Raw genomic sequence first — 5,219 nt, 5'->3', positions numbered from 1 at the left:
TTGTTTTGCCCATTTTTACATAAGAATTTATGGCAGGTTCTGTCAAGGGTGTTTTTCCCTTGACGGGTTCTGACGGAAATTCTAAAATCACTAGGGCAAAATAAATTAAATTACATCTTGACATTTAATAGCTGGTCTATTATTTTACTCTTTCACTATTATATATATTCCCTATATTTTTCAGTATAAACATAAAAAATAAAAATGACTATAGAAAATATCTATAGTCATTTTAAACTAATTCATTTAATTTATCTCTATCTAATATAATAATTTTTCTATGTCCTACTAACTTTATCCAACCTTTATCTTGAAAATAAGATAGTTTTCTACTTAAAGTTTCTTGACTCATTCCTATATGGGAGGCTAAATCTCCTTTGCTCATGTTAAGGATTACTTCGTTTTTTTCATTTGCTAAGTCTAAAATAGTTTCTACAATCCTGCTTTCTACATCATGAATCCCCAAATATTCTATTAAGTTTTCAGCCTTTCCTAAACGACTACTTAATTCCTCTAAAATCTTAAAAGCTATAGATGGATATTTATCCATTAGCTTTTTCATTTCATCACTATCAATTATGCATACACTAGTATCCTCTAAAGCTTCTGCATTATCTAATCTTGGAGTTTTAATAAATAAAGAAAGTTCCCCCATAAAATCTCCAGACTCTAATATTCGTATAACCTGTTCCTTACCATTATGAGAAAGTCTAGTTATTTTAACTTTTCCTTTATGAACAACTAAAAGTTTCTCTCCCTTTTCACCAGTTATATAAATCATTTCGCCTTTTTTATACTTTTTACTTCTTTTAATACTTGCTACTTCTAACATTTCATCCCAGGTTAAATTACTAAATATGGGCACTGATTCTATACATAGTTTTCCTTTCTTACTGCGATAACAATTACAACCCATAAAAACACCTCCAAACATGAGAAATTCATTATATTTATTATAACAAAATAGAGACTACTTTTCACTTTTTAACAAAAAATCCTAGGTCTATGACCTAGGATTTTCCATTAATACTACTGATACTATTTATTCTTATTTAATTTATTTATTTTTCTTAAATAAATTTTTTAACCACTCTATAAAACCATTTTTCTTTGTATTTTCTTTAGGTACATCTACCTCTTCTTTCTCTTCAATTTTGTCTATTCCCTCAGTTTTCATTACAAATTTTACACTACCATCCATATCTTCATTTTTGCCAGTAAAACTATCATATTCTTTTGAGATTTTAACTAACTCATCTTTAGTACTTAAAATTTCATCTATATCTAAGTCACTATCTTTTATTTTATTACTAATTTCTGAAATTCCTTCTTCATGGAACTTTTGCATACCTTCATTTAATTCTTTTGAACCATTCTCTAATTTATTTGCTCCTTGCTTTAACTCTTTACCACCATCATTTAGTTCATTTGCTCCTTTTGCTAGTTCATTAGTTCCATCCTTTAACTGTCCAGAGCCTTTTGATAGTTCATTTAATCCACCTGAAAGTTTATTGGTCCCTTTAGAAAGTTCTCCTGTACCTTTAGAAAATTCTTCTGACCCTTTTTTTATTACTCCCGCATTTTCATTAAGTTTATTTGCTCCATTTTGTAGTCCTTTACTACCTTTTTCTAACTCTTTAGATGCTTCTTTTAATTGCTCAGTTCCCTCAGCTAGTTGCTCTAATCCATTTCCTATTTCTTCTTGTCCTCCATTTATTTTAGCTATGTTTCCGCTTAATTCTTTTGAACCAGCTTCTGCCTCTTTTAATCCTTCTTCTAATTGTTCTATTCCTTCAATAATTTGGGTGCTTGAATCTTCAAGGCCTTCTAAAGCTTTATTTTGTTTTTCAATACCTTCTAACATCTGTTCACCAAGTTTCCCTAATCCTGGAGTCTTTGCAACAATTTCAGCAGCACCTTTTAGTTTTTTAGTACCATCTAATAATAAACCTACTACCTCTAATTCTTTTTCTTTTCCTTCTTTAACTTTATCTAATCCTTCAATACTTTCTGATAATCCTTCTGTTAAATTATCTTGGCCTTCTTTTACTTTCCCTGTTCCATCTACTAATTCATCCATGCCTTTTTTCATTTTCTTCGTATTTTCTGGTATTTGACCTACTCCATCTGCTACCTTTTTGGCACCAGCAGAATATTGGTTTGACTTGTTACTAAACTCTATAGCTCCATTTGACCATTCTTTTGTTCCATTCCCTAAAGTTTTACCACCCTTACCTAATTCTTTTGCACCTTTGTCTATATCTAAACTTCCTTTATAGGCTGAATCAATTCCATCTTTTAATTGTCCAGAACCTTCATTTAATCCTTCAGCCCCTGTATTTAGCTGACCTAATCCATTAGTAAATCCATCTATTCCATTATTTAAAGAGAGTTGTCCTTCATATAAGGAATTAGCTCCTTCACTTAACTTTTCACTTGCTTCCTTTATTTTATTTATTCCATCTATTAATTCATCTAAGCTCTCTGCATCCTCAATGTCTTTCATTTCTGGTACATCTGAAGTTACAGTAACTACTATAGGACCCATCTCAAAATTATCTGTTGTTGCTGTAATTTCTAAATATTCTGGGATATCAATAATGTCTTTCTTTAAATTAAGACTTTTATTTAACCCTGGTATAGTTGCAAAACTTGCTATTTGATTGCTACCATCAGACAATATTTTTCCACTATTTACTTCAACATCTGTAAACTTATCAATAGGTAAGTTTACCACTGTTACTGCCATTAATGGATTATAAACTATTTTTTTTCCGCCATTTTTAGTAGATATAGCATGACTCTCTTTATTATCTAATTCTATTTTAATTTTAACATCACCAGATTTTCCCACCATATCCTCTGGTTTCATTTCTTTATTATCTAAATAATACTTTACTTTTATTTCAATAGGTAACTTTTTATCAGTTTCGCCTTGGTAAAATATGTCTTTCTTTTCCGTATTCCAAATTATTTCCCCATTTTTCGTTTCAGGTTTTTCTTCTCCTTTTATATTTACAACATCTTTTAAAGAAGTTTTATCTTCTACTTTATTTAATGGTGAATCTGAATGAAGCCAGATACTTGAAGTTTTTTCTATTGGACGACCTTTAGTGTCCAAATTTACATAAACTGTTTCTTCTTTTTCAATATTACTCTTTGTTTTTGCAAAGGAAAAACTTGGTACCATCATAACTAAAACTATTGCTAAACTAATTATTTTTTTAATTTTATTATTTATTTTCATAGATAACACTTCCTTTTCCATCTTTCTTTCTATTCTCATTACCCCAATTCTTCGACGTCACTTTTATAAGGCCTTCTCCAGCTAATAATATACCTGGCAATATAAATAATATTACTCCGGTACTTATTAGGGCACCCCTTGCAATCATAGCACTTAAACTTTTAATTATTTCTATATCTGAAAGAACAGCTACACCAACAGTAGAACCAAAAAATGTTAAGCCACTTGTTACAATAGCCTTTGACGATTCTCTTACGGTGATTTCCATAGCTTCAAATTTTTCATGTCCATTTTTTATTTCTTCTCTAAAACGTGTAGTTAAAAGTATAGCATAATCTACTGTAGCCCCTAGTTGTATTGATCCTATGACTATTGAAGCTATAAAAGGTATAGAGTGATTTAAATAATAAGGTATACTCATATTTATAAATATAGCGAGCATTATAACCAATACGAGAAAGACAGGTATGAATATTGATGTAAATACTAACATTATTATAAAAAACACTGCTAATATGGAAATTGTATTTACTCTTTTAAAATCACTATCTGCAATTTCTACCATATCCTTAGTTAAAACACCTTGCCCAGTGACAAGTCCTTTTTTATCATAAGTTTTAACTATTTTATCTATATCCTTTATTTGTTCTTCACTTTCTTCAGTAGCTGATTTATAACTTGAATTAATCATCAAAAGTTTATAATCACCTTGTTCAAATTTCTCTTTTATTTCATCTGGTATAAAATTTTCAGGTACTCTAGGTCCTAGGAAACTCTCATAACTAAGAACCCTTTCTACCCCATCTAATTCTTTTATTTCTTCTATCATTTCCTTTATTTCATAACTTGGAATATCCTTTGAAACTACTATAGAATGGGTTGTTATCATATTAAACTCATCCTTTAGTTTCCTAAATCCTTCTATAGAAGACATATCTTTTGGTAAAGATTCGTCTAGGTTATAGTACACATCATTATTTTTTTCACCATAAAAAGCAGGTATAAATATTAAAACTGCCAATATAATAAATACCTTATGATGTTTAGTAACTAGTTTGGCTAATCCATTAAAATTAGGAAGAACAGTTTTGTGGCTAAATCTATTAATCACTTTATCTAATGCCAATATAAAGGCTGGCAAAACTGTTATTACTGAAATTAATCCTAAAACCACACCTTTAGCCATTACAAATCCTATATCTTTCCCTATAGTTAATTCCATAAAGGCTATTGACAAGAAACCTGCTATAGTCGTTAAAGAACTGCCCATTATGGAAGATGCAGTTTTTTCTATTGCAGTAGCCATAGCTAAAGTTTTGTCTTCTTCTTGCTCTTTTTCTTCAGTATATCTATGGAGTAAAAATATTGAATAATCCATAGTAACCCCTAACTGTAATACAGCTGCCAAGGATTGAGTAATATATGAAATTTCTCCAAAGATTATATTTGTACCAAAGTTATACAATATTGCATAGCCTATACTCACTAATATTACTATAGGCATGAAAGTTGATTCTAATGTTACAGCTAATACTATAGCTGCTAATACTACTGCTAATCCAACATATAAAGGGGTTTGTTTATCCGATAATTCTATAGTGTCCTTAAGTACTGCCCCCATACCGCTAAAGAAACATTGCTTATTTAATAATTTTCTTATATTAGTAATTGCATCTTGAGTAATATCGGAAGATGCCTCGTTAGAAAACTGAATCATTACTAGAGTCGAGTTTTCACTATAGAAAATATCTTTTATCTCATTAGGTACTATGTCTTTTGGTATAGTTGTATCTACATAATCGTCTAACCAAACAACTTTTTCTACACCCTCTACTTCCTGTATTTTTTCTTTTAATTTTGAAACATCTTTTGGTTCCATATTTTCAATTACTATCATGCCATTTGCTGAATTATTAAAAACATCATTAAGTATTTCTTGTCCTTGTACTGATTCTAATCTTTTAGGCAAATA

The 5,219-nt window shown here is 29.8% G+C and carries 3 protein-coding genes; all 3 read right to left on the bottom strand.

All coding sequences use genetic code 11. The annotated features are described in order from the left end of the window. Window positions 1–232: 232 nt before the first annotated feature. Window positions 233–916, bottom strand: coding sequence for a Crp/Fnr family transcriptional regulator (locus tag VK071_08650; GenBank protein ID HLR35377.1), 684 nt, complete (start codon window positions 914–916; stop codon window positions 233–235). A 141-nt stretch (window positions 917–1,057) separates the two neighbouring features. Further along, complete coding sequence (locus VK071_08645; protein ID HLR35376.1) at window positions 1,058–3,286, bottom strand: hypothetical protein; 2,229 nt, start codon at window positions 3,284–3,286, stop codon at window positions 1,058–1,060. Then, window positions 3,234–5,219: efflux RND transporter permease subunit (locus tag VK071_08640; protein ID HLR35375.1), on the bottom strand; the 1,986-nt coding region annotated here is incomplete at its 5' end. The genes VK071_08640 and VK071_08645, both read right to left, overlap by 53 nt.

Source organism: Tissierellales bacterium (assembly GCA_035301805.1).
Classification (GTDB): domain Bacteria; phylum Bacillota; class Clostridia; order Tissierellales; family DATGTQ01; genus DATGTQ01.
The sequence above is the reverse complement of the archived record's forward strand: the minus strand, read 5'-3'. Positions and strand labels throughout refer to the sequence as shown.

Excerpts from the sequence above, each read along its gene's own strand:
- VK071_08650 (HLR35377.1), bottom strand. The coding sequence starts at position 916 with ATGGGTTGTAATTGTTATCGCAGTAAGAAAGGAAAACTATGTATAGAA.
- VK071_08645 (HLR35376.1), bottom strand. The coding sequence starts at position 3,286 with ATGAGAATAGAAAGAAAGATGGAAAAGGAAGTGTTATCTATGAAAATA.